Origin of the sequence: Gordonia amicalis NBRC 100051 = JCM 11271 (assembly GCF_000332995.1) — a bacterium.
Classification (GTDB): Bacteria; Actinomycetota; Actinomycetes; order Mycobacteriales; family Mycobacteriaceae; genus Gordonia; species Gordonia amicalis.
In genome coordinates, this window is record NZ_BANS01000001.1 from 130,564 (window position 1) to 153,952 (window position 23,389).

26 protein-coding genes are annotated in these 23,389 nt (G+C 69.0%); 18 read left to right on the plus strand and 8 right to left on the minus strand.

All coding sequences use genetic code 11. From position 1 onward, the window contains the following. Positions 1-26 precede the first annotated feature (26 nt). From GOAMI_RS23340 to GOAMI_RS00645, 6 genes are all read right to left on the minus strand, one after another. Complete coding sequence (locus GOAMI_RS23340; RefSeq protein ID WP_006434445.1) at positions 27-275, minus strand: hypothetical protein; 249 nt, start codon at positions 273-275, stop codon at positions 27-29. Beyond that, positions 272-1,117, minus strand: coding sequence for an LLM class flavin-dependent oxidoreductase (locus tag GOAMI_RS00625; protein ID WP_006434446.1), 846 nt, complete (start codon positions 1,115-1,117; stop codon positions 272-274). The genes GOAMI_RS23340 and GOAMI_RS00625 overlap by 4 nt, the downstream gene beginning before the upstream one ends. 118 nt (positions 1,118-1,235) lie before the next feature. Beyond that, on the minus strand, positions 1,236-1,658 hold the full coding sequence (locus tag GOAMI_RS00630; protein ID WP_006434447.1) for a nuclear transport factor 2 family protein: 423 nt from the start codon (positions 1,656-1,658) through the stop codon (positions 1,236-1,238). A gap of 147 nt (positions 1,659-1,805) precedes the next feature. After that, complete coding sequence (locus GOAMI_RS00635) at positions 1,806-2,537, minus strand: SDR family NAD(P)-dependent oxidoreductase (RefSeq protein WP_006434448.1); 732 nt, start codon at positions 2,535-2,537, stop codon at positions 1,806-1,808. Then, complete coding sequence (locus GOAMI_RS00640; protein WP_006434449.1) at positions 2,534-3,334, minus strand: alpha/beta fold hydrolase; 801 nt, start codon at positions 3,332-3,334, stop codon at positions 2,534-2,536. The genes GOAMI_RS00635 and GOAMI_RS00640 overlap by 4 nt, the downstream gene beginning before the upstream one ends. Then, complete coding sequence (locus tag GOAMI_RS00645; RefSeq protein WP_006434450.1) at positions 3,315-3,872, minus strand: hypothetical protein; 558 nt, start codon at positions 3,870-3,872, stop codon at positions 3,315-3,317. The genes GOAMI_RS00640 and GOAMI_RS00645 overlap by 20 nt, the downstream gene beginning before the upstream one ends. A 210-nt stretch (positions 3,873-4,082) precedes the next feature. On the opposite strand from GOAMI_RS00645, the gene GOAMI_RS00650 reads away from it, so the two are divergent. The 14 genes from GOAMI_RS00650 to groL all read left to right on the plus strand — a co-directional run bounded on the left by GOAMI_RS00650 (position 4,083) and on the right by groL (position 17,614). Beyond that, positions 4,083-4,457, plus strand: a complete 375-nt coding sequence (locus GOAMI_RS00650; protein WP_006434451.1) for a hypothetical protein — start codon at positions 4,083-4,085, stop codon at positions 4,455-4,457. After that, complete coding sequence (locus GOAMI_RS00655) at positions 4,454-5,467, plus strand: hypothetical protein (RefSeq protein WP_006434452.1); 1,014 nt, start codon at positions 4,454-4,456, stop codon at positions 5,465-5,467. The genes GOAMI_RS00650 and GOAMI_RS00655 overlap by 4 nt, the downstream gene beginning before the upstream one ends. Then, entirely contained in the window at positions 5,464-5,724 is a 261-nt protein-coding gene (locus GOAMI_RS00660) for a hypothetical protein (RefSeq protein ID WP_006434453.1), read from the plus strand. The genes GOAMI_RS00655 and GOAMI_RS00660 overlap by 4 nt, the downstream gene beginning before the upstream one ends. Before the next feature lie 10 nt (positions 5,725-5,734). Beyond that, a complete protein-coding gene (locus tag GOAMI_RS00665) occupies positions 5,735-6,724 on the plus strand; it encodes a dienelactone hydrolase family protein (RefSeq protein ID WP_006434454.1) in 990 nt (329 codons plus the stop codon). Between the two features lie 54 nt (positions 6,725-6,778). Further along, complete coding sequence (gene glmS / locus GOAMI_RS00670; protein WP_006434455.1) at positions 6,779-8,641, plus strand: glutamine--fructose-6-phosphate transaminase (isomerizing); 1,863 nt, start codon at positions 6,779-6,781, stop codon at positions 8,639-8,641. Positions 8,642-8,651: 10 nt separating this feature from the next. Next, positions 8,652-10,118, plus strand: a complete 1,467-nt coding sequence (locus GOAMI_RS00675; RefSeq protein ID WP_006434456.1) for a bifunctional ADP-dependent NAD(P)H-hydrate dehydratase/NAD(P)H-hydrate epimerase — start codon at positions 8,652-8,654, stop codon at positions 10,116-10,118. 136 nt (positions 10,119-10,254) lie between these two features. Then, the gene (alr, locus tag GOAMI_RS00680) at positions 10,255-11,412 is read left to right on the plus strand and encodes an alanine racemase (protein WP_006434457.1); all 1,158 of its coding nucleotides are present in this window, start codon (positions 10,255-10,257) and stop codon (positions 11,410-11,412) included. Beyond that, a complete protein-coding gene (locus GOAMI_RS00685; RefSeq protein ID WP_006434458.1) occupies positions 11,409-12,551 on the plus strand; it encodes an alpha/beta fold hydrolase in 1,143 nt (380 codons plus the stop codon). Before alr ends, GOAMI_RS00685 begins: the two co-directional genes overlap by 4 nt. Then, positions 12,548-13,081 (plus strand): tRNA (adenosine(37)-N6)-threonylcarbamoyltransferase complex ATPase subunit type 1 TsaE, encoded by a 534-nt coding sequence (gene tsaE / locus GOAMI_RS00690; RefSeq protein WP_006434459.1) that lies wholly within the window; start codon positions 12,548-12,550, stop codon positions 13,079-13,081. The genes GOAMI_RS00685 and tsaE overlap by 4 nt, the downstream gene beginning before the upstream one ends. Beyond that, positions 13,078-13,815, plus strand: coding sequence for a tRNA (adenosine(37)-N6)-threonylcarbamoyltransferase complex dimerization subunit type 1 TsaB (gene tsaB / locus GOAMI_RS00695; protein WP_006434460.1), 738 nt, complete (start codon positions 13,078-13,080; stop codon positions 13,813-13,815). Before tsaE ends, tsaB begins: the two co-directional genes overlap by 4 nt. After that, positions 13,812-14,321 (plus strand): ribosomal protein S18-alanine N-acetyltransferase, encoded by a 510-nt coding sequence (rimI, locus tag GOAMI_RS00700; protein ID WP_006434461.1) that lies wholly within the window; start codon positions 13,812-13,814, stop codon positions 14,319-14,321. Before tsaB ends, rimI begins: the two co-directional genes overlap by 4 nt. Next, a complete protein-coding gene (gene tsaD / locus GOAMI_RS00705) occupies positions 14,318-15,364 on the plus strand; it encodes a tRNA (adenosine(37)-N6)-threonylcarbamoyltransferase complex transferase subunit TsaD (RefSeq protein WP_006434462.1) in 1,047 nt (348 codons plus the stop codon). The genes rimI and tsaD overlap by 4 nt, the downstream gene beginning before the upstream one ends. 213 nt (positions 15,365-15,577) lie before the next feature. Further along, positions 15,578-15,877 (plus strand): co-chaperone GroES, encoded by a 300-nt coding sequence (groES, locus tag GOAMI_RS00710; RefSeq protein ID WP_004019185.1) that lies wholly within the window; start codon positions 15,578-15,580, stop codon positions 15,875-15,877. A 120-nt stretch (positions 15,878-15,997) separates the two neighbouring features. Continuing rightward, complete coding sequence (gene groL / locus GOAMI_RS00715; protein ID WP_006434463.1) at positions 15,998-17,614, plus strand: chaperonin GroEL; 1,617 nt, start codon at positions 15,998-16,000, stop codon at positions 17,612-17,614. A 135-nt stretch (positions 17,615-17,749) separates the two neighbouring features. Here groL and GOAMI_RS00720 read toward each other — a convergent pair whose 3' ends face one another. Beyond that, entirely contained in the window at positions 17,750-18,046 is a 297-nt protein-coding gene (locus tag GOAMI_RS00720) for a WhiB family transcriptional regulator (protein ID WP_006360721.1), read from the minus strand. Between the two features lie 417 nt (positions 18,047-18,463). On the opposite strand from GOAMI_RS00720, the gene GOAMI_RS00725 reads away from it, so the two are divergent. From GOAMI_RS00725 to GOAMI_RS00735, 3 genes are all read left to right on the plus strand, one after another. Then, positions 18,464-19,354, plus strand: coding sequence for a hypothetical protein (locus GOAMI_RS00725; protein ID WP_006434464.1), 891 nt, complete (start codon positions 18,464-18,466; stop codon positions 19,352-19,354). A 120-nt stretch (positions 19,355-19,474) separates the two neighbouring features. Then, a complete protein-coding gene (locus GOAMI_RS00730) occupies positions 19,475-20,062 on the plus strand; it encodes a sigma-70 family RNA polymerase sigma factor (protein WP_006434465.1) in 588 nt (195 codons plus the stop codon). After that, the gene (locus GOAMI_RS00735; protein WP_006434466.1) at positions 20,046-21,128 is read left to right on the plus strand and encodes an anti-sigma-D factor RsdA; all 1,083 of its coding nucleotides are present in this window, start codon (positions 20,046-20,048) and stop codon (positions 21,126-21,128) included. The genes GOAMI_RS00730 and GOAMI_RS00735 overlap by 17 nt, the downstream gene beginning before the upstream one ends. A gap of 103 nt (positions 21,129-21,231) precedes the next feature. On the opposite strand, the gene GOAMI_RS00740 is transcribed toward GOAMI_RS00735, so the two are convergent. After that, entirely contained in the window at positions 21,232-21,621 is a 390-nt protein-coding gene (locus GOAMI_RS00740) for a DUF5319 domain-containing protein (RefSeq protein WP_006434467.1), read from the minus strand. Positions 21,622-21,802: 181 nt separating this feature from the next. On the opposite strand from GOAMI_RS00740, the gene guaB reads away from it, so the two are divergent. Beyond that, complete coding sequence (gene guaB / locus GOAMI_RS00745) at positions 21,803-23,314, plus strand: IMP dehydrogenase (RefSeq protein WP_006434468.1); 1,512 nt, start codon at positions 21,803-21,805, stop codon at positions 23,312-23,314. Positions 23,315-23,389: the final 75 nt, after the last annotated feature.

The window sequence follows — 23,389 nt, forward strand, 5'->3', positions numbered from 1 at the left end:
GGCGCCGCAGCGACGTTCGGATGGCGTCAGACCCCGGCGGGCGTCTTGGCCTTCATCTTGTGGACCGCGGGTACGACCTTCTCGCCGAAGAGCTTCAGGCTCTGCTCGGCGGCGTCGAAGGGGAGACCGCCGAAGGCGAAGGCCGCGTTGGGCAGGAAGTCGCCGATGAGTTCGTGGCGGTAGGCGTACTTCTCGATGCACTGCTCAGGTGTGCCGTAGATGTTCGCCTCGACGTAGGCGTCGGCGGCGGCCTCCATGCCGGCCTCACGGATCATGTCCGCGCCCGCCTGGTAGGTCTCGTAGCCCTTGGTCTCACGCCAGTGCTTGCCGGCGAAGTCGTAGTGCTTGATGACCGACAGGAAGACCGGTTGATGTGCTCGTAGGCCAGGCGACGGGCCTCCTCCTCGTCCTCGTGACAGATGACGAAGTCCTGGATGACCGGCGGGCCGGGCTCGGTGCCCTGGGCATCGCGGAACATCTGCTTCCAGCCGTTGATGGCCTCGGCATGCTGCTCGAACGGGAACTGCATGAAGGTCATCATCTGGACACCGAGGTCGGCGACCACCGGCACCGAGTCGGGTGACATCGCGGCGGCGAAAAGCCTTCCGTCCCAAGAGGTGTTCGGATTGGGGGCGGGACGCAGCGCGATCTCCTTCTGCGGATACATCGGGCCGTCGCCGGAGACGACGCCGGTGCGCAGTCCGCGCAGCACCATCTCGGCGGCCTCGTTGAAGCGGGGGCGCGCCTCGTCCATCGGGATTCCGAAAGCCTCGTACTCCATCTTCGCCAGACCGCGTCCCATGCCGAGAAGCACACGACCGCCGGACATCTGGTCCAGCATGATGGCCTTCTCGACGACACGCAGCGGATCGTTCCACGGCAGGATCGTGGCACCGATGCCGAGCTTCACCTTCGAGGTCCGGCCGGCGAGGTAGGACAGGATCGCGAAGTTGTCCGGGCACATCGAGTAGTCGTCGAAGTGGTGCTCCGCCGACCAGACCGAGTCGAAACCGGCCTTCTCGGCCAGTACGCCGAGCTCGAGGTCGCGCAGGAAGACCTCTTCGTCGCTCACGTTCTCGTGGTAGTTCTGGAAGACGAGAAGTACGCCGACATCCATTGCATTGACTCCTTGATCACAGGGGTTGGGGTACTGGGTATCTCGAAAGATCGGGTCTTTCGAGGGGAATGGCCGCCGGCGGCGGGATTAGGGTCGGGGACCGCCGGCGACCGGGGGCTCAGCCGAGGAAGACCGCGCGGGTGTGCTCGGTGTCGAGGAATTCCTTGACCTCGTGGATCTTTCCGTCGCGGACCACGAAGACGAAGTGGTAGAGGTTGTTGTAGACCTTGCCGTTGTTCATCTCCGAGTACGACTCGGTCTCGACCGCGACGCGTTCTCCCTCGGCGGTGAAGGCGAGCGGGGTGAGGGCGATGGCACCGGTCTTGGTGGTGGAGGAGAGGCCGGCCAGCATTTCGCCGAATGCCTCTTTGTCCTTGGTCCCGGAGATGCCTTCGATCTCTCCGCCCACCCACCAGGTGGCCGTCGGCGCCAGGTAGGACAGGATGGCGTCCACGTCGTCGCGGGAGAACACCTCCATGAATTCCGCGACCAGAGCCTTGTTCTGCTGCTCCGTGCTGACGCTTGCCGTACTGGTTGACACCGATTGGCCTCCTTCTGACCGCCCCCCGGGGGAAGGCGAGAAACTGTGTGCAACAACGACGTTATGGGTCGATATGGCGTGAGTCACCCTTGCGTTTCGCGTCTCTTGTGGGTTGTCACAACCGGTGCGGGGTGTCGCGAGCCCACGTCACCGGCCACCGCCGCTGAAGGTGTTCATCAGTCCGCCGTCGACGGGCACGATGGCGCCGTACATGTAGGTGGACAACGCGACATCGACGATGACCTGCGCGATCTCCTCCGGCCGGCCGGTACGTCCGGCCGGGATGGACGAGACGACACGCGCCCGCGCCCGGTCGCTGAGTCCCGAGGTCATGTCGGTATCCACAAAACCGGGGATGACCAGGTTCACCCGGATGTCGCGTGGGGCGAGTTCCGCGGCCAGGACCTGGGTCAGACCGCTGAGACCGGCCTTGGCCGAGCCATACGCGACGTCGCCCGGGAATCCCCGGAAACCGACCACCGCACCGACATTCACGATCGACGAGCCCGGTTCGAGGATCGGGACCGTGGCCTTGCACATCTCGAAGGCGCCGGTGAGGTTGGTGGTCAGCACAAGGTCCCAGTCCTCGCGACTCAGATCGTCGACGCGTCCACCGCGGTGCACGCCGGCGACGTTGATCAGGCCGTGGGCACTGCCGTACTCCTCCTTGACCGTGGCCAGTGCGCCGGCCACCGAAGAGGAATCGGTGATGTCGGTCTTCAGTTCCAGGACCTGAGCCGGTCTGGTGAACGGCGTGGTGGACACGCCACGGGCCAGGGACACGACCGAATCGCCTCGGGCTGTGAGGTTCTCGACGACCGCCCGGCCGATGCCGCGCGATCCGCCGGTGACGATCCAGACCCGGGGTCGGGTGCTCATGACTTCAGGAAGCCGGTCAGTTCGGCGAGGTAGCGGTCCCGGTCCTCGAGGAACGGGGCGTGACCGCAGGCGTCGAACGGGACGAGACGAGCGCGCGAGTTGAGTTCGAGGACGGCCTCGGCCCCGGCGAAGGGGACGAAGGCGTCGTCGCGGCCGTGCAGGAGCAGGATCGGGATGTCGAGCCCGCCGAGTTCCTTGCGCAGGTCGGTCCGGGCGAGGTCGCGCAGTGAGTCGTCGCCGACGGGTCCCATCTCCATGAACATCCCCCAGATCCAGTCCAGGACATCGGAACTCGGGGGAGTTGCGCACACCGCCGCGGCCACCCCGCGGAAGGTGTCGGCGCGGTTGGCGGCGGCGCCGGCGAGCACACCCTCGACGTCGTCGGTGGAGCCGCCGTAGGGCCAGTCGTCGGTCGCGGTGTAGCGCGGCGACGCACCACCGGTCAGGACCAGGCCGCCGGCACGCGAGCCGAGTGCGGCGGCGGCAGCGGTGGCGACCGCTCCGCCCAGGGACCAGCCGTTGATGACCGGGGACGACAGGCCGAGGTGTTCGACCACCTTGACCACGTCGGCGGCGAGCGCCGCGATCGTCACATCTTCGAAGTCCTTGTCGGAGCGGCCACAGGCGCGCAGATCGACGAGAACGACCTCGTGGCCCGCGGCCTTGAGCGCGGGAGCGGTCGTGTCCCAGCAGCGGGTGTTGGCGCCCCACCCGTGGATCAGCACGATGGGACGCTCGTCCCCGCGGTGGTGCTCGAAGTAGATCCGGCGATCGTTCTCAACCGCGAGATGGCTCATGGACTTCTCCTTCTTCGTCGAACTCGATTTCGAAAAACTTGTCGGTCTGGGTGGTGGGTTCCTCGTGCCGCAGGGCGCGGGGGACCAGCGGCGGGGCGTCGGCGAAATGCGGCATGACATGGTCGGCGAGCAGTTCCATCGACCGCACGACGTCCTCGTGTGCCATGCCGCCGAACCGCATCCAGCAGATGAGATGGTCGAGACCCGTTTCCTCGCGGAGGATCTCGATGTCGCGGATGAGCCCCTCGGGGTCGCCGACGTAGCAGATCCCGCCCTCACGCAGGCCGGTCAGTGACATCGCACCCTCCGCGGCGGCCTCTGCCAGCGCGGCGTATCGCTCGTAGCCCGCGGGTGTAGCGGCGCCCTGAGGAACGGCGGACATGACGTTGTCGAAGTACCACTCGAGGCTCGGTCGTGCCCGTCGGACGGCCAGGGCGTCGTTCTCGGCCAGATGGATCTGCCAGTTCATCGGGAAGTCGAGGGACAGCGGATCGCGACCCCGATGCATCAGCGTGCGTTTGGCGCCGACGACGTGCATGGTCCTTTCGCCGACGGTGTGGTCGGTGTCACTCTGGGCGATGGATGTGACGACGGGAAGGGCCCATCGGCGGGGTCATTGTCGGAAATCCCAAGGTCCGCGGATGCCGACCCGGGAGATGGAACCGGCAGCGTCCCGTGAGCGTCCAACAGATGGCGTGTTCCGGGCGGAGACGGCGAGCGCGCGGGATGGGTACCATCAGGCATCGTCATGGGGGTGGGCATGGACAGCGCGGGGTCGAACCGGATCGCGATGGACGTCGAGCAGGTGTCCGCGGTCGCGGGCTATTACCGGCGTTCGTCCCTTGTTCTGAACGCGGTCGCCGACGACCTGGCCGCGCACGACTTCGGCCGGTGGGCGCGCACCGATGCGGACCGCGGCCCGGTGTCGTCGCTGGGTCCGTCCGCCGCGGCCTACGCCGAGATGAGTGCCACGCTCTCTGTCCGACTCCGAACGCAATCACGCGCGGCGGCCGTTCTCGCCGACACCCTGCGGAACTCCGCGATCATCATGGCCGCGGGCGACGCGCACGCCGCGGACGAGATCACCCGTGCGGCACCGGGATCGGGGGCGACGACGGGATGAGGCGGGGTGCGGATTCGCTGGCCACGCTGCGGAAGGACGCGCAGGACGGTACCGGGGCGCTGACCGAGTTGCTGGCGGTCGGACGGCTGATGGGTGTACCGGTTCCCGACGACGTGACGATCCGTGCGGGGCTCCGTGCGGTGGACGACTTCGACATCGCGGCGCTCGCGGCGGACAGCCGGGTGCTGGTCTCCGCTCATCGAGCCGTGTCCGATCAGCTGCATCACCTGCCCGAGCAGCGGGTCCGGCTCGACGACGGCTGGCACGGGGAGACCGCGTCGTTCGTGATCGAGACCGTCGTCGACCATCAGCGGCGCGCGGAATCCGACCTCTATCTGCTGCACACGATCACCGACGCCACCTCCGCGGCCGCATCGGGGATCGACCGTCTGTTGCGCTCCTTCTATCTGGCCCTCGCGCGTCTGTCGGCACCGAATGCCGCGGGAACCCCACCGGCCGAGCTCCCACAGGCCGTGCTCTCCGGACGTGTCCCGCTCAATGTCGCGGTCGAGGACATCCGGTCGCGCGTGGCACTGTTCACCACCTCCCTCGACGCGACATTGCGCGGGATCACCGGAATCCTCGACATCCTGAACCGGTCCCTCGACGGGATCGACGACGATCCCTATCCCGTCGAACCCGAGCCCGTCGAACCCGAGACCCGGCCCGTCGCGCGTGCTGCCGAGCCGGTCCGGCCCCAACCCGCTCCGACCGAGCCGCCCCTCCCGCCGACCGAGACGGTGCTACCTGTGCGCGAGTCCGACGAAGGGGACATCCCGTTCCGGTTGAGCGGCTCGTCGGCCGCGGAACCCGAAGTCGCGCAGAAGGTTCGTGGGGCCGAACCGGCTGCTTTCGAGAGCAGGCCGGCGGCCGGTCCCGGACCGCAGACGCCGACACCGACCCACATCGTCGCCGACACCCGCAGCGGCCGCACATCTCCGGCCGCCGGCGGGGCGTCGAGCTCACCCGAGCGATCGACCGGAGATCTGGCCCTGGCGGGTGACCAGTGAGTCTCGCCGATCAGATCGAAGCGCTGGCGCGCTCTGCCACCGCCGAGGTCGCCGATGCCTCACACCGTTTCTCCGCGGCACAGCGCGATCTCGAGATCGCGATGACCGACCACCGGCGCACCGCCGAGCAGTCGGCGGCGCAACGGCTTCGTGCCGAACTGGAGCACGAGGCCGACGCCGCCGACGCATTGCCCGGCATCATGCTGCCCGCCGACATGGCCGACGCCAGTCCGCATCTGCCGCCGCCGAACGCATAGGCTGTCAGCTGTGCCAGGCAAGAAGCGTCCGAAACCATCGCAGTCGCCCGCGAAGCTGATGACCGCGCTCGGCCGTCGGGGCCCAAATCGCGTTCTCCACGGCGATCTCGGGATCGTCGGTACCCGCGGCGAGGTGTTCACCCCTGCGAGCGGGGAACGACTGCCCGCCATCGCCTTCGGGCACGGCTGGCTGTCCTCGCCGAGCCGCTACCGCGACCTGTGCCAGCACTTGGCGTCGTGGGGCATCGTGGTGGCGGTCCCGGCCGGTCAGCGGGGGGTACTGGTGTCCGACGACGCGATGGCCGCGGAGCTGCGTTCGGCGTTGTCGATCGTGACCCGGGTCCGGCTGGGCTTCGGCGAGATCACCGTCGACCCCGCGAAGGTGGGCTTCGCCGGTCACGGTTTCGGGGCGTCCGCCGCCGTCATCGCTGCGTCGGAGGGCATCCTGCACGGCCAGCGGCAGCCCGACGTCCGGGGTGTGGTCGCGCTCTTCCCGGCGCCGACCACCGCCGGGCTCCTGCCCGCGGCACGTCGAGTGACCGCGCCGGGGCTCATCGTCTCCTCGATCGGCGAACTCGACACCATCGACGGCAACGCGCTACCGCTCGCGCAGGCGTATGGCGCCGACCACACATCAGACGACGAGCGCCGCGTGGTGCTGCGCACGCCGCCCGGAGCGACGTCGCGGGGCCTCGTCGAACATCGCACGATCGGCGCGCTGTGGGGGAGCAACGGGGCCGACAAGAAGACGCACGGCGCCGCGCGTGCGCTGACCACCGGATTTCTGCTCCACACGCTTACCCAGGACCCCGAGTACCAGGCGTTTTCCGATCCCGACACCGTCCTCGGCAAAGTCCCGGCCGTTGACCTCGACGATCCGCCGGAGGCACAGGACCGAATCGCCAAACTGCTCGGCGCCAAGGAACGCAGGCGTCGTCGCGCAGCGTCTCCGGTGCCCGCCGCGGCCCCGAACGTCGTGGTCCCCAAGACCCTGGAGTGACGCCCCCGCGCGCGAGCGCATCGTCCGCACCGCGCGCAGGTACGCTGACTAGCTATGTGTGGAATCGTCGGATACGTGGGGCGCCGCGATGCCCTGGACATCGTCGTCGAGGCATTGCGACGGATGGAGTACCGCGGGTACGACTCGGCGGGTGTCGCCATTCTCGACGGCACCGGTAACACCGCGATCCAGAAGAAGGCGCTCCGCATGGAGAACCTGGAGAAGCAGATCGCGACCGTCGGCCGGGAGTCGCTGTCGGGGACCACGGGCATGGGGCACACCCGGTGGGCCACGCACGGCAAGCCGACCGACCGCAATGCGCATCCGCACGCGAGTGACGACGGCAAGATCGCGGTCGTCCACAACGGCATCATCGAGAACTACGCCGAGCTGCGGGCCGAGCTGGAAGAAGACGGCGTCGAGTTCGGCTCGGAAACCGACACCGAGACCGCCGTCCACCTGGTCTCCAAGTACTACGCCCTCGGCCCGACCGCCGGCGACTTCGTGGCCAGCGCCTATGCCGCGCTGCGCCGGCTCGAAGGTGCGTTCACCCTCGTGTTCACCCACGCCGACCATCCCGACACCATCGTGGCGGCACGCCGGTCGACCCCGCTCGTGGTGGGTGTCGGGCAGGGCGAGATGTTCGTCGGATCCGACGTGACCGCGTTCATCGAGCACACCCGCGAGGCCGTGGAGCTCGGCCAGGACGAGGTCGTCGTGATCACCGCCGACACCTACACGATCACCGACTTCGACCGGAATGAGCGCGCGGGCAAGCCGTTCCACATCGACTGGGATCTCGCGGCGGCCGAGAAGGGCGGCTACGACTTCTTCATGCTGAAGGAGATCGCCGAGCAGCCGCGCGCGATCGCCGACACCCTGCTCGGACACCTGCAGAACGGGCGCATCGTGCTCGACGAGCAGCGACTGACCGACGACGACCTGCGCGATGTGGACAAGGTCTTCGTCGTCGCCTGCGGTACGGCCTACCACGCCGGACTGCTGGCCAAGTACGCGATCGAGCACTGGACGCGTCTGCCTGTCGAAATCGAGCTGGCGAGCGAGTTCCGCTACCGCGACCCGGTCCTCGACCGGTCGACGCTGGTCGTGGCGATCTCCCAGTCGGGCGAAACCGCCGACACGCTCGAGGCCGTCCGGCACGCAAAGGATCAGAAGGCACGAGTCCTCGCCATCTGCAACACCAACGGTGCGCAGATCCCGCGCGAATCCGACGCGGTGCTGTACACCCACGCCGGTCCGGAGATCGGTGTCGCGTCCACCAAGTGCTTCCTCGCGCAGATCGTCGCGGCCTATCTGGTGGGTCTGGCCCTGGCGCAGGCCCGCGGCACCAAGTATGCCGACGAGGTGGCCCGCGAGTTCGCGGCCATCGAGGCGATGGCCGACTCGGTCGCCGAGGTCCTCGAGACCATGGAGCCGGTGCGCGAGCTCGCGCAGTCGCTGGCCCACCACAATACGGTGCTGTTCATCGGCCGTCACGTCGGCTATCCGGTGGCCCTCGAAGGTGCGCTCAAGCTCAAGGAGCTCGCGTACATGCACGCCGAGGGCTTCGCCGCCGGTGAACTCAAGCACGGGCCCATCGCGCTGATCGAGGACGGTCTGCCCGTCATCACCGTCATGCCGTCCGCGGACGGTCGCGCGGTGCTGCACTCGAAGATGGTCAGCAACATCCGCGAGATCCAGGCCCGCGGTGCGCGCACGATCGTCATCGCCGAATCCGACGACGCCGCCGCCCGCGCGGTCGCCGACGAGTTCATCCCGATCCCGAAGACGCCGACGCTCCTGCAGCCGCTGGTCTCCACGGTGCCGCTGCAGGTGTTCGCCGCCAGCGTCGCCCAGGCGCGCGGTTACGACGTCGACAAACCGCGCAACCTGGCCAAGTCGGTGACCGTCGAGTAGACCGGTCCCGATGTCGACCCGGTACCTGACCGCCGACGAGGTCTGCGACGCCGAGCGGGCGTCGGGGGACCTCCTCGCCAACGGAACGCTGATGCGCCGCGCCGCGCACGGCGTCGCGCAGGCCGTCGTGGGGGAGTTGAACCGGACGGGCGGATGCTACGGGCGGACGGTAGGAGTGGTCGTCGGGGCGGGTGACAACGGCGGCGACGCCCTCTTCGCCGCCGCCGAACTCGCCCGCCGCGGAGCAGCCGCCCATGCGGTGCTGCTGGCACCCGACAAGGCGCACCCGGCCGGGCTACGGGCGTTCCGGTCGGCCGGCGGGCGTGTCGTCGACTCATTGCCGGGGCATCCCGACGTCGTCATCGACGGTGTCGTGGGCATCGGCGGCCGCGGACCGCTGCGACCCGCCGCGGCGGCGGTCTTCGCCGGTCTCGGTGCCGAGACCACGGTCGTGGCAGTCGATCTGCCGTCCGGTGTCGACGCCGACTCCGGCGAGGTCCACGACCCGTCGGTCCGCGCCGATCTCACCGTCACCTTCGGCTTCCCCCGGCGCGCACACCTTCTCGCCGCGCCCCGGTGTGGTCGCGTGATCGTCGTCGACATCGGCATCGGTGGCCCTACGGAACCGGCTGCGCAGCAACTCATCTCGTACTCCGACGAGGAGATCGACTGGCCGGTGCCGGGACCTGCCGACGACAAGTACACCCAGGGCGTGGTCGGGGTCGTCGCCGGCTCGCACCGCTATCCGGGCGCGGCGATCCTGGCCTCCGGGGCCGCGGTGGCCGCGACCTCGGGCATGACGCGGTATGTCGGATCGGCTCACGCCGAAGTCGTTTCGCACTTCCCCGAGGTGATCGCCGCTCCGGACCTCGCCGACGCCGGCCGCGTCCAGGCATGGGTGGCCGGTCCGGGAATGGGCACCGACGCCGCCGCGACGGCGACGCTGCGTACCGTCCTCGACTCCGATCTGCCGGTTCTCGTCGACGCCGATGCGCTCACCATCGTCTCGACCGATCCCGCACTCGTCGACGGCCGTCGGGCGCCCACGCTCCTGACTCCCCATGCCGGGGAGTTCGCGAGGCTGACCGGGACCGAGGTGGGCGCCGATCGGGTGTCCGCGGTCGCCGACCTCGCCGCCCGGTGGGGTGTCACGGTGCTGCTGAAGGGCCGGATCACGCTGATCGCCGACCCGTCGGGAAGGGTCGTCGGAAACGACGCCGGGGCGTCGTGGGCCGCGACCGCCGGCGCGGGCGACGTGCTGGCCGGGATCGCCGGCTCACTGCTCGCGGCGGGTCGGTCACCACAGGAGGCGGGTGCCGCGGCGGCCCGCGTCCACGCCCACGCCGCCCTGCTGGCGAGTCGGGGAGCCCCGATCGGCGCCTCCGCGCTGCTCGCGGCCCTGCGACCGGCGATCCGCGAGTTCGCCACACGACGAGCAGGAGCGGAGCCGCCGACGCCGTCACGCGCATCATCGTGACGTCCGCCCAACCGTGTCCCCGGTGCGCCCGCATCGGTGTGATTCCTCATAGGCGGCCGGGTGAAACGGCTGGTCACGGCGCTGGGCAGGTCTCCGCGCACAAATCGTTCGCGACGATCTGGGAGAATGGTCGGCGATGACTTCCCCTGCTCTGACCGCGACCGTCGACCTCGGCGCCATCGCGCACAACCTCGACGTGTTGCGGACGACCTCGAATGCTGCCGTGATGGCCGTCGTGAAGGCCGACGCCTACGGTCACGGCGCCGTGCCGGTCGCGCGGACCGCACTGGCCGCGGGCGCCGCCGAGCTGGGCGTCGCGCACATCACCGAGGCCCGCGCCCTGCGTGCCGCCGGGATCGACGCCCCGATCACCGCCTGGTTGCACACCCCGGCCGCGGACTTCGAGGGCGCGGTCACCGACCACATCGAGATCGCCCTGTCCTCGTCCACCCAGCTCGACGCGGTGGTCGCGGCCGCCCGTGCCACCGGAGTCGCGGCGAGTGTCACGGTCAAGGTCGACACCGGACTCAACCGGAGCGGCGTCGCGGCCGACGAGTGGGACGACTTCGCCGTGAAGATCGCGAAGGTGCACGCTGAGGGAGCCGTCACCGTCCGCGCGGTGATGTGTCACCTCGCCCGCGGTGACGAACCCGACCATCCACTCAACAGCGAACAGGCCGCCCGGCTCGACGCCGCAGCCGCCGACCTCGCTCGCCTCGGCGCGGCGCCCGAGATCATCCACATGGCGAATTCACCTGCGGCACTGACTCGTCCGGACCTGGCGCGTGACATGGTCCGGCCCGGGATCGCGCTCTACGGTCGTACCCCGGTCCCCGAGCGCGGCGACTTCGGGCTCATCCCGGCGATGACGCTGTCGGCGCAGATCGCCCTGGTCAAGCGCGTCGCCGCCGGGGAGGGTGTCTCCTACAGCCAGACCTGGATCGCACCGCACGACACCGTCGTCGCGGTGATCCCCGCGGGTTACGCCGACGGGGTCCCGCGCCTGCTGTCGGGACGACTTCGCGTACGGATCGGTGACCGGCTCTTCGGCGGGGTCGGCCGGATCTGCATGGATCAGCTGGTCGTCGACCTCGGACCCGACGCGGCCGGGGTGCGGGAGGGCGACGAGGTCGAACTCTTCGGCACCGGGGCCCGCGGGGGCCTAACCGCCAAGGACTGGGCCGACGCCATCGGCACCATCGACTACGAGATCGTCTCCCAGATCGGCAGCCGCGTGGTCCGGCGCTACGTGAACGCGAGCCCGGCTCGCGGTGACGCGGTGGCCGACGAGTGAGCGGGGTGAGTGTGGTGGACGATTCCGGACGCGTCGGACTGCTGGCCGGGCTGGCCGGTGTCGCGGCACTGGGCGGTATGGCGGCGGTCGGCGCCGCGCGCAACATCGCGCGCAAGAGCGTCGTCGGCAAGTCCGATCCCCACGCCGACATCGACCTCACCAGGTTGTACGACGAGCAGGCGCGGACGGTGACCACCGACGACGGACTCGACCTCGCGGTCCGGACCGTCGACCTCGGTGACGTTCCCGACGGCACACCTCCCGAGCTCACCATCGTCTTCGTACACGGATTCAGCCTGCGGCTGGCGAGCTGGCACTTCCAGCGCGACCAACTCGCGGCGGAGTGGGCCGACCGCAACTACCGTTTCGTCTTCTACGACCACCGCGGACACGGCGAGAGCGATCCCGCGCCGGTGGAGACCTGCACGATCGCCCAGCTCGCCGACGACGCCGCGGCCGTGATCCGTTCCACGGTGACCGCCGGACCCGTTGTCGTGGTGGGCCATTCGATGGGCGGCATGACGGTGATGGGGCTGGCCCGTCGTCATCCGGCCCTGTTCTCGTCGACGGGCCCGGTTGCCGGCGTGGGTCTGGTCGCGACCGCGTCGCGTGGCCTCACCGAGGCGGGACTCGGTGAGGGACTGGGTAATCCGGTGGTCGACGCTTTCCGCCTGAGCGTCCGACGCGCGCCGCGCCTGGTCCAGGCAGGTCGTGGCCTGACCCGCCAAGCCCTCGAACCCGTGCTCGTCGCGGCCAGCTTCGGGCCGGCGTTCTTCAGCCCGGCACTCGGTAGTGCCGTGGAGAAGATGATCCAGAACACGCCGATCGAGACCATCGTGAACTTCCTGCACGCCTTGGAGATCCACGACGAATCGACGGCACTGCCGGTGCTGGCGCAGGTGCCCACGACCGTCGTGTGCGGCGACAAGGACCGGCTGACAACGCTGCCGAACTCGGTGCGCATGTACTCCCAGCTCGGTCCGGATTCCCGCCTCGTGGTGGTCAAGGGGGCCGGCCACATGGTCCAGATGGAGGAACCCCGGATGGTCAGCGACGCGATCGTCGATCTCGTGGACCGCGCCCGGATCGCCCGGCCGGCGCCCCGTCGGCGCTGGTGGAAGAAGCTGGGGAAGGCATGAGCCCAGAGAGATCGCACACCGACGGAATCCACCCGACACCGGTCACCGACCGCACCGGAACCCGTGAGCTGCCCGAGGTCGCCGACACCGAGGCGTTCGGCGCCGAACTCGCCACCGTGTTGTCCGCCGGTGACCTGGTGATCCTCGACGGCCCGCTCGGTGCGGGCAAGACGGCCCTGGCCCGCGGAATCGGCGCAGGTCTGGGGGTCGAGGGCCGGGTCACCTCGCCGACCTTCATCATCGCGCGCGAGCACCGGCCGGGCCGACCCGGTGGCCCGGCGATGGTCCATGTCGACGCGTACCGGCTCGGCCTGGCCGGCAGCGACGAGGCCGGTGGACCGGCACGAGGCGGCCTGGACGAACTCGACGCCCTGGACCTGGACACCGAACTGACCGATGCGGTCGTCGTGGTCGAATGGGGTGAGGGTGTGGCCGAGCGGCTGGCACAGCGATACCTGGTGGTGCGGTTGCGCCGCGACGTGGACACCGATGTGCGACACGTGGAATGGGAGTGGGTGACCGATAAATGAGTTCGGCTGAACGGGGTGTCGACGCGGCGCGGACGGTGCTCGCGATCGACACCGCGACCGACTCGGTGGTCACCGGCGTCGTCGAACTGACCGGCGAGACGATCGGGAGCGTGCGCGTGCTCGCCGAACGCGTGGTCACCGACCACCGCCGGCACGCGGAGCTGCTGACCACTCTCATCGCGGAATGCCTTGGCGAATCCGGGATCTCGCGCGACGCCCTCTCCGCGGTGGTCGTCGGATGTGGTCCCGGACCGTTCACCGGCCTGCGTGTGGGTATGGCCACCGGCGCGGCGTTCGCCGATGCACTCGGCATTCCCGCACACGGCGTGTGTTCGCTGGACGCGCTCGCACTCGAGACGACTCCGCCGGCCGGGCGTCCGGACGTCCTCGTCGTCACCGACGCCCGGCGCCGCGAGGTGTACTGGGCGCTGTACCGCGACGGGGCGCGGGTCCGCGGGCCTGAGGTGTCTGCGCCGGCGACGGTCGCCGAAGAGCTGGCCCCGGTGTTCACCACCGGCGAGGTCGGTGCGGTGTCCGGGTCGACGTCGCATCTGGAGCTGGTCGGCTGGACCGGTGTGCCCCCGCAGGTGACCGTGCCGTCGGCCCGGGGGCTCGTCGCGGCCGCCGCGTCGGCAATCGAGGCCGGCGTGGTGCCGGAACCACTTGTGCCGCTGTATCTCCGACGCCCCGACGCGGTCGAGCAGAAGGCCAGGAAGCTGGGAGCCGCGCGGTGACCGCCCCCGAACTGATCATCGACGCGCTGACCTATGGCGACATCCCGCACTGCGCGGCGCTGGAGAAGCAGATGTTCGCCGAGGACTCGCCCTGGCCGGCCTCGGCGTTCCGGGGCGAACTGAACGCGCCGTACAACACCTACTTCGCGGCGCGGGAACGTGCGGGCGGTGAGGTCATCGGCTACGCCGGGATCTCCACGCTCGGTCAGCCGGATGCCTACGAATGCGAGATCCACACGATCGCAGTCGATCCCGCCCACCGGGGGCGGGGGATCGGCAAGGCGTTGCTGGAGGCGATGCTGACGGTGGCCGACGCCGTCGACGCGCCGGTCTTCCTCGAGGTGCGCACCGACAACGACGTCGCGATCACCCTGTACTCCCGGCACGGCTTCAGCACCGCCGGGTTCCGCCGTAATTACTACCAGCCGTCCGGCGCGGATGCGTACACGATGTTGCGGGCCCCGAGTTCGGGACGGCCGCTCGATCCCGAGGAGGGCCCGGCGTGATCGTCATGGGCATCGAGAGTTCCTGCGACGAGACCGGGGTCGGCATCGTGCGCTGGACGCCGGCCGACGGTGACACACCCGGCCATGCGACGCTGCTCGCGGACGAGGTCGCCTCGAGCGTCGACGAACACGCCCGGTTCGGCGGCGTCGTCCCCGAGATCGCCTCACGCGCGCACCTCGAGGCCATCGTGCCGACGATGCGCCGCGCCCGCGAGGCCGCCGGCATCGACAGGCCCGACGCCATCGCGGTCACCATCGGACCCGGACTGGCCGGTGCGCTGCTCGTCGGCGTCGCGGCCGCCAAGGCGTATGCGCTGGCCTGGGACGTACCGCTGTACGCGATGAATCACCTCGGCGGACATGTCGCGGTGGACACGCTGGAGCACGGACCGATGCCCGAGTGCGTCGCCCTCCTCGTGTCGGGTGGACACACACACCTGCTGCACGTCACCGATCTCGCGGAGCCCATCGTCGAACTCGGCACCACCGTCGACGACGCGGCGGGGGAGGCCTTCGACAAGATCGCCCGACTGCTGGACCTCGGGTTCCCCGGCGGCCCGGCCCTCGACCACGCTGCGCGCGACGGCGATCCGAAGGCCATCGCGTTCCCTCGCGGGATGACCGGGCCGCGCGATGCCCGCCATGATTTCTCCTTCAGCGGTCTCAAGACCGCGGTCGCGCGTTACGTGGAGAAATGTGAGCGCGACGGGGTGGTGGTTCCGGTGGCCGACGTCGCGGCGTCGTTCCAGGAGGCCGTCGCCGACGTCCTCACCATGAAGGCCGTCCGCGCGTGCGGTGATCTGGGTGTCGACACGCTCGTCCTCGGTGGCGGTGCCACCGCGAACTCGCGGATCCGGTCGCTCGCCGAGGAGCGCTGTGCGGCCGCCGGCATCACGCTGCGCGTGCCGAAGCCGAGACTGTGCACCGACAACGGCGTGATGATCGCGACCCTGGGCGCACATGTGATCGCCGGGGGCGCGGCGCCGTCGCCGCTCACGGTGGCTTCCGATCCGGCGATGTCGGTACGGGTCAGTCAGCTCTGAAATCCGCATCGCGGCTCTGGCGCTTCCTGAGCTGCGATCGCGGGGAGCGAAACTCCGGCATTTTGCACCCACCACCCTTGAGTGCTGGCACTCGCACGTATAGAGTGCTAGCTGGCGCTGAACGAAGCCTCGGACACCCGCGACGACGAGGTTTTGTCCCAGGGCCATGAACGTGCAGATTCTTTCTCAGTACGAAAGTTGAGGACTCACATCGTGGCGAGCGTGAACATCAAGCCGCTTGAGGACAAGATCCTGGTGCAGGCCGTCGAGGCCGAGACGACCACCGCCTCGGGCCTGGTCATCCCGGACTCCGCCAAGGAGAAGCCGCAGGAAGGCACCGTCATCGCCGTCGGCGAGGGCCGGGTCACCGAGCAGGGCAACCGCGTCCCCGTGGACGTCAAGGAAGGTGACACCGTCATCTACAGCAAGTACGGCGGCACCGAGATCAAGTACGCCGGCGAGGAGTACCTGATCCTGTCGGCGCGCGACGTCCTCGCCGTCATCGGCAAGTAGGACTCGGGCCACACAGACCCCGCGAGTCGTTCGCGATTCGACGCACCGCCCCGGCTCCCCGTGCAGGGGTACCGGGGCGGTGTGCGTTGTCTCGACCGACTCCCGTGAAGAAAGAGATTCATGGCCAAGCAGATTGAATTCAACGAAACCGCGCGGCGGGCGCTCGAGCGAGGCATCGACCAGCTCGCCGACACCGTGAAGGTCACCCTCGGCCCGCGCGGCCGGCACGTGGTCCTCGCCAAGGCATTCGGTGGACCGAGTGTCACCAACGACGGTGTCACCATCGCCCGCGACATCGACCTCGAGGACCCCTTCGAGAACCTCGGTGCCCAGCTGGTCAAGTCGGTTGCGACCAAGACCAACGACGTCGCAGGTGACGGCACCACCACCGCAACGGTTCTCGCGCAGGCGATGGTCAAGGCCGGTCTGCGCAACGTCGCCGCCGGTGCCAACCCGATCGCGCTCGGACAGGGCATCAGCAAGGCCGCCGACGCACTGAGCGAAGCCCTGCTGGCCGCCGCGACCCCGGTCGCCGGCGAGCAGTCCATCGCCCAGGTCGCCACCGTCTCCTCTCGCGACGAGGAGATCGGCGAGATGGTCGGCAAGGCGATGTCCGTGGTCGGCGCCGATGGCGTCGTCACCGTCGAAGAGGGCTCGGGGCTGCAGACCGAACTCGAGATCACCGAGGGCGTGCAGTTCGACAAGGGCTTCCTCTCGCCGTACTTCGTCACCGACGTCGACAGCCAGGAAGCGGTCCTCGAGGATGCGCTCGTGCTGCTGTACCGCGACAAGATCAGCTCGCTGCCGGAGTTCCTGCCGCTGCTGGAGAAGGTCGTCGAGGCGGGCAAGTCGCTGCTGATCGTCGCCGAGGACGTCGAGGGCGAGCCGTTGTCGACCCTGGTCGTGAACTCGATCCGCAAGACCATCCGAGCCGTCGCGGTGAAGTCGCCGTTCTTCGGTGACCGCCGCAAGGCGTTCATGGAGGACCTGGCGGTCGTCACCGGCGGCACCGTGGTCACCTCGGACGTGGGCCTGAGCCTGTCGACCGTGGGCCTCGAGGTCCTCGGCTCGGCACGTCGTGTCGTCGTCACCAAGGACGCCACCACCATCGTCGAGGGTGCGGGTACCAAGGAGGCGATCGCCGGCCGCGCCGCGCAGCTGCGTCGTGAGATCGAGGAGTCGGACTCCGACTGGGACAAGGAGAAGCTCTCCGAGCGTCTGGCCAAGCTGGCCGGCGGGGTCGCCGTCATCCGTGTCGGTGCGGCCACCGAGACCTCGCTCAAGGAACGCAAGCACCGCGTCGAGGATGCCGTCGCCGCAGCCAAGGCCGCGGTCGAGGAGGGCATCATCCCCGGCGGTGGTTCGGCGATCGTGCAGGCGTCGAAGGTGCTCGACGAGCTCGCCGCCTCGCTGACCGACGACGAGGCGCTGGGCGTCCGCGTGGTGCGGGATGCTGCCAAGGCGCCGCTGTACTGGATCGCCTCCAATGCCGGTCTCGACGGCGCCGTGGTGGTCGACAAGGTGTCCAACCTCGGCAAGAACGAGGGCTTCAACGCCGCGAGCCTCACCTACGGGGACCTCGTCGGCGAGGGCATCATCGATCCGGTGAAGGTGACCCGTTCCGCGGTCGTCAACGCCGCGTCGGTCGCCCGCATGGTGCTCACCACGGAGACCGCGGTCACCGATCGACCCGCCGAGGAGCCCGCCGGCCACGCCGGACACGGTCACTCGCACTGATCGAGCGGTAGTTCACCGATCGAGCGGTGATACACACACAGGAGCCGGGCATCCTCCGAGGATGTCCGGCTCCTGTGTCGTTCGCGGTGGTGTCCGCAGGGCCCTGCTCGCCGTCCGCCGGCGGCTACGGACTGCTCAGCTCGCCATGCGGCGACCGACGCCGCGCTTCATCAGCATGCTGCGTTCGGACTCCGAGAGTCCGCCCCAGATCCCGTAGGGCTCGGCCACTGCCAGCGCGTGCTCGCGGCACTGGGCGATGACGGGGCACTGGTGGCACAGCTCCTTCGCCCGACGTTCACGCTGGGCGCGCGCACGGCCACGTTCACCGTCAGGATGGAAGAACATCGACGAGTCGACGCCGCGGCAGAGGCCGGACATCTGCCAGTCCCAGATGTCTGCGTTGGGGCCGGGGAGATGATTGGGCTGAGGCATGGCAGCTACTCCTTGTCTAAGGCCGCACCGAGGTGCTCGGTCGAGAAACGTCGATTTCCTGCAACGCTTGGGCTCACATTAAGCGGCCCTGAGAAATGGCGTCAATACCGTCGAAATCAGACATCGGGGCAGTGAAAGTCTCCTAAATGTTAACGGCGGGTTAGATGAACGGATGGTGCTAGCACAGCGGGGTCGAGGGGTTGTCACGCCCTCTGATCGGACGAAGGTAATGGGCCGCGACCTGCGTAGATGGAAAGACCAATGCTTTCCTCGACGAGTGAACACGACCTGATCATCGAACGACGGCCGTGTCAACGGTTAACACCGAGGAAATCTGGTTATTATCCGCCGGTGATCTGGTCGCAGGATTAACGTTGGGAATCGTTCGTTAAATTCATGCAAACCAAAAGAGAAGTAGTGATCAAGACCACTTCACGGGGCCTCGACAAGGCTCTTGAACTGCGTTGGGAGGCCGCGGTGGAGGCGGGAGGCCGCGGTGAATACGCCGCGGCGCTCACCATGCTGGCGCGGTTGGACGAGGACGTGAGGTCCACACAGGGGTCGACGCCCCGCGGACCCGCCGCCGCGTTGCTGTCGCTGTGCCGGAGCACGACGGCCTCGCTGCTGCGGCAGGGCGGACGCCACGATCTCGCGCTGGGACTCGACGGGGTCGCCTTCGCAACGGTCGCGGGTGTCCATCCGGTCGCGGACGATCTGGGACGGGATGACTCGGCTCGGATCGACCCGGTACGGGCCGCACAGTCCGATGCTCTCATCGGACTGGCTGCCGACAATCTCGGTCTCCTTCGTTTCCGGGCGTCGGCGCGACTGCTCGGTCGTGCTCGGGAGCAGCTGTCCGGGCCGGGCGGGTCCGGCCCGGAGGGGTGGGCCTCATCGGAAGCCGTGGACTGGCTCACCCACGGCCGGTGCCGGCTGCGCTGGGAATGGGTCAGTGCCGAACTCGGGCTGTACTCCGGAGACGTCGCCGCGGGGTTGGCTCATGCAGAGGCCGCCGACCGGCTCGTCCGTCATCTGGCCGGCACCTCGGACGTGCCGGTCCGGCATCGCGTGAAGACCTCTCTCATCCACGCGGCGGCCCTCGCCGGGGCGGGGAATTCCGAGGCATCGGCCGCGCGGGCCCGTCGCGTCGTCGTCGATGCAGGTGAACACGGTTTGATGCCCCTGGAATGGGCGGCGACGAGCCTGCTCGTCGGCACGGGCGTGGCGTCGGCGTCGGAAGAGGAGAGATGTCGAGAACTGCGCGCCACGCTGAGCGGCAAGGGCATGGCACTGACGCCCGCGGAGTGATGGCTAAGGTGTTTGAGGGTCTGCCTCGTGCGTTGCGGTGACGTTCAGGGGTGTCGCGGCCCGTAACAGGACCGCCTCACGACGGTCAACCGATCTGTAACACGGGGATTCCTACGCGCGATGAAGCTGTCAGGTGGTGAGTTGGACGACGCTGTCCGGGCCGCGGGCCATGGCGATCGTGCAGCTCTCACCTCTGTCCTCGAAAGCGTGCAGGAACCGATCCTGCGCTATTGCCGAGGGCGAATCGGAGTAGGAGAACGTCATCTGTTCTCCGCAGACGACATCGCGCAGGAGGCTTTGATGGCGGTGATGACCGCGCTGCCCCGTTATCGGGACCAGGGCAAGCCGTTCATGGCCTTCGTCTACGGCATCACGTCACACAAGGTCGCCGACGCCATGCGGGTGGCCGCCCGGGTCAAGTCCGATCCGGTGGAGGATGTGCCCGAGGTGGGTCATGTGACCGGCGGACCGGAGCAGTCCGCTCTCGACGCCGACGGCAGTAGGCAGATGCGCGCGTTACTGGACATACTTCCGGACAAGCAGCGTGAGGTGCTGGTACTGCGGCTGGTCGTCGGCATGTCGGCCGAGGAGACGGCCCAGATGATCGGGAGCACCGCGGGTGCGGTTCGAGTGGCCCAACACCGGGCGCTGGCGAAGCTGAAAGACGAGTTGAAACGGACAGGAGGTCACGATGAGCGGGGAGTCTGACTGGCGCGATCGTCGCTTTGTCCACGGACGCGAACATCTCGGCCGTCCGGGTCAGCCGTCGAGCCGAGGTCGAGGACCGGGACCGAGCGGCCCGTCCACCGGAGGTCCCGCCACCGGAGGACCCGCAACCGGCGGTGACGCTCTCGAGCACGAAGCGGGTGCAATCGGTGCGGAATCACTGGACTTCGCCGAGGTCGGTTTCGACGAGAACTTCCTCGACGCGCTTTCCCACGATGTGCCCGTCCCCACGCGTGACAGCACCGAGTACCAACTCGCAGAACTTCTCTCGGGGTGGCGCAACGACGTCGTGTCGACCCCGGTGTCGCAGCTGGTGTCCGTCGACGACGTCGAGCGCGCGATCGCGAGCACCGAACGCGCGAGTCGTGGCCGCCGTATGGTGCGCCACCTGCGCGTGGTGTCCGGCGCGGCCGCGATCGTCATCGTGGCAGCGGCCGGCCTGACCGTCCTGTCCGAGGGCTCGCAACCGGGCGACCCGCTGTGGGGCGTCAAGCAGGTCGTGTTCGCCGAGGCGGCGTCGGAGACCCAGGCCGCCCACGATGTGCGCGCGGACCTCGAACGTGCCGAGGCGGCGATCGCCGCAGGCGACACGCAGGCGGCCGCGAGCTTCATCGCGAAGGCCCAGAGCAGCATGGGGCCGATGCGCGACAAGGACAGCCGGGAGGAGATGTCGGACTGGATGAACCGGCTCCGCGCCGGGGTCGGCCTGCCGCCGACCCGGGATGCGACGTCGTCGGCCGGTCAGTCGGAATCCGCGGCGACCGAATCCGGCGCAACGACCACCGATCCGGACGTGCGCAACCGGACCGACCAGAGGTCGCCCTCCGACAGTTCGGTGACCACGACGCCGACGACCGAGGTGCCGCCTCCCGCGGAGGAGCCCGGTCAGACCGAGGAGCCGTCACAGTCGGCCCCGCCGAGCGAGCCGACCACCGGGCCCACCGAACCCACGACGAGTTCCTCGGTGTCGCGTACACCCGCCGACTTCCCGGCCTTCCCGTGGACACCGCCGCCCGGTGTCGACGCGTCGGACGGACGGCCCCGCTAGATCCGCAGGAACAACCGCAGACGACTACGCCCGTACCGAGATCGGTACGGGCGTAGTCGTCTGACGGGGAGATGTCGGTCTGGTGGGCGGTGGCCCGCTGGTGTCAGCGGCCTTCGTCGAAATGGTTGCGGGCGTCGGCGTAGCCGCGGCAGTAGTCCCAGGTGACGTAGGCGTCGGGTCGCGGGTCGACGGCCGGCTCGTGCGGCCGGACGGTCCCGTCGATGAGCAGCTGGATCAGGTTGGCCCGGAGCATGTCCCAGTCGTGGTAATGGTCCTCGTGGCAGTCGTCGCAGACGACGACGAGACCGCGGACGCCGCGGTGGGCGAGCAGCGCCTCGTAGACCGCGAGATCGGCCAGGTCCTCCTCGACCGCCAGCCGCTCGTTCTCGTCCAGAGGGATGCCCGGTTCCACACTGTCCAGTGCGGAAGCGGGATCGCTCGGGTCGTCGGCGAACGGATCCGGCGGGAGGCCGGGTGGCAGGTGGTCACGCACACCACCACCGTAGCCGATCCGGGCGCTGTTCCGCCGTAGCCCTCCAAAGGTATTCCGAAGGTATCCGAGCCGGTGCCGGAGGAGGTTCCCGAACGTGGGAACGCGGGGTCCCGGACGCCTCACCGGCGCCGGAGTACACGTGTGACGATCGCCGCATCGGTCGACTCGATACGATGGACCGATGACGCATGTTCGCACCGGTGGAGACGATCCCGGCAAGGTCGCAATGCTCGGCCTGACCTTCGACGACGTCCTGTTGCTGCCCTCGGCCTCGGACGTGATCCCCAGTGAGGTCGACACCTCCTCGCGAGTGACCAAGAACGTGACGCTGCGGGTGCCGCTGGTGAGCTCGGCGATGGACACCGTCACCGAGTCTCGCATGGCCATCGCGATGGCGCGCGCCGGCGGCATGGGCGTGCTCCACCGCAACCTGTCCATCGAAGCGCAGGCCGCCCAGGTGGAGACCGTCAAGCGGTCCGAGGCCGGCATGGTCACCGATCCGGTCACCTGCACGCCGTCGCACACCCTCGCCGAGGTCGACGCGATGTGTGCGCGGTACCGGATCTCCGGGCTGCCCGTCGTCGACGACAAGGGTGAGCTCGTCGGCATCATCACCAACCGCGACATGCGCTTCGAGGTCGACCAGAACCGTCCGGTCGCCGAGGTCATGACCAAGGCGCCGCTCATCACGGCGCAGGAGGGCGTGTCCGCCGAGGCCGCGCTCGGGCTGTTGCGTCGCAACAAGATCGAGAAGCTGCCGATCGTGGACGGCAACGGTCGACTCACCGGTCTCATCACCGTCAAGGACTTCGTCAAGACCGAACAGCATCCGAATGCCACCAGGGACTCCGACGGTCGTCTCCTCGTCGGCGCCGCGGTGGGTACCGGTGGGCCGCAGTGGGACCGCGCGATGGCCCTGGCCGACGCGGGCGTCGACGTGATCGTCGTCGACACCGCCCATGCGCACAATCGCCTCGTGCTCGACATGGTCGCCAAGCTGAAGGCGGAGGTCGGCGATCGTGTCGACGTCGTCGGCGGAAACGTCGCGACCCGCGAGGCCGCCCAAGCGCTCATCGACGCCGGTGCGGATGCGGTCAAGGTCGGCGTCGGACCGGGCTCGATCTGCACCACCCGCGTGGTGGCGGGCGTGGGTGCCCCGCAGATCACCGCGATCCTCGAGGCGGTCGCCGTGTGCCAGAAGGCCGGTGTGCCGGTCATCGCCGACGGCGGTCTGCAGTATTCGGGCGACATTGCGAAGGCGCTCGCCGCCGGTGCGTCGACCGCGATGCTCGGCTCGCTGCTCGCCGGCACCGCCGAGGCGCCGGGCGAACTCGTCCTGGTCAACGGCAAGCAGTTCAAGAGTTACCGCGGCATGGGTTCACTCGGCGCGATGCAGGGCCGCGGCCAGGCCAAGTCGTACTCGAAGGACCGCTACTTCCAGGACGACGTCCTCAAGGAGGAGAAGCTCGTCCCCGAGGGCATCGAGGGTCGCGTGCCGTTCCGCGGTCCGCTGGCGCAGGTGATCCACCAGCTCGTCGGTGGCCTGCGTGCCGCGATGGGCTACACCGGTTCGTCGTCGATCACCGATCTCCAGACCGCACGTTTCGTCCAGATCACCGCGGCCGGGCTCAAGGAGTCGCATCCCCACGACATCACCCTCACCTCCGAAGCGCCCAACTACTATTCCCGCTGACATCCCCGCGGCCGTTCCCGCCGGTCCCTCCGGACCGGGGACGCCGTAGGGTCGTCGTGCAGTTGAACTCCGCAG